This is a genomic window from Streptomyces calidiresistens, assembly GCF_014141525.1.
Lineage (GTDB): Bacteria > Actinomycetota > Actinomycetes > Streptomycetales > Streptomycetaceae > Streptomyces > Streptomyces calidiresistens.
The window spans coordinates 1-755 of record NZ_VKHS01001392.1; the positions used below are offsets into that span (position 1 = coordinate 1).

The window sequence follows — 755 nt, forward strand, 5'->3', positions numbered from 1 at the left end:
GGTACGGGGGGAACCCCCGGGGACCCGATCGGCCGATGACCAGTCGGCCTCATCACCTACTGCGCCGGGCGGCCGGAATTCGTTACCGGCCGGACGCCCCGGCCCCGACCGGCACCGGAACGGCGCGCCCCGGCGCCCGTCGTTCGGGGTCCGCGCGGTGGGTCCCGAGCCCCCGGCACTCCGCCCCGTCGCCCACCAACTCCGCGAGCCGGCGCAGCCCCCGGTGGGTGGCGGTGCGCACCGCGCCGGGCCGGCTGCCCAGGACCCCGGCGGCCCGTCGGGCGTCCAGGCCCATCACCGACCGCAGCGCCACCGCCTCGGCCTGTTCCCGCGGCAACCTGCCCAACAGGGCGAAGGTGCGGGCGGTGCCCACCGCCGCCAGGGCCTCCTCGGCCGTGTCGCCGGGACCGGGGCGCTCGATGAGCGAGGTGTCGTCGACCAGTTCCACCGGCCGGCGACCGCGGGCCCGCAGGTGGTCCAGCGCCCGGTTGCGGGCGATGCGGTTGGTCCACCCCCGGAAGCGGTCCGCGTCCCCCCGGAACCGCTCCAGGTCCCGGGTTATGTGCAGCCACGCCTCGGCGGTCACGTCCTCGGCGTCGGGTTCGGCCACGATGGTGCGCACGTAGCCCAGCAGACGGGGGTGGACCTCGCGGAAGACGTGGACGAAGGCCCGCTCGTCGCCGCCCTGGGCCGCCAGCACGGCGGCGGTCAGCTCGGCGTCCGGTACCGTCCGCGCGCTCTTCCCACCCGAACCC

Annotated in this window: 1 protein-coding gene; it reads right to left on the reverse strand. The window is 77.2% G+C overall.

Features of this window, described 5'->3' with window-relative positions:
* Nucleotides 1-82: 82 nt before the first annotated feature.
* Complete coding sequence (locus tag FOE67_RS27480; RefSeq protein WP_182667515.1) at nt 83-712, reverse strand: RNA polymerase sigma factor; 630 nt, start codon at nt 710-712, stop codon at nt 83-85.
* Nucleotides 713-755 lie beyond the last annotated feature (43 nt).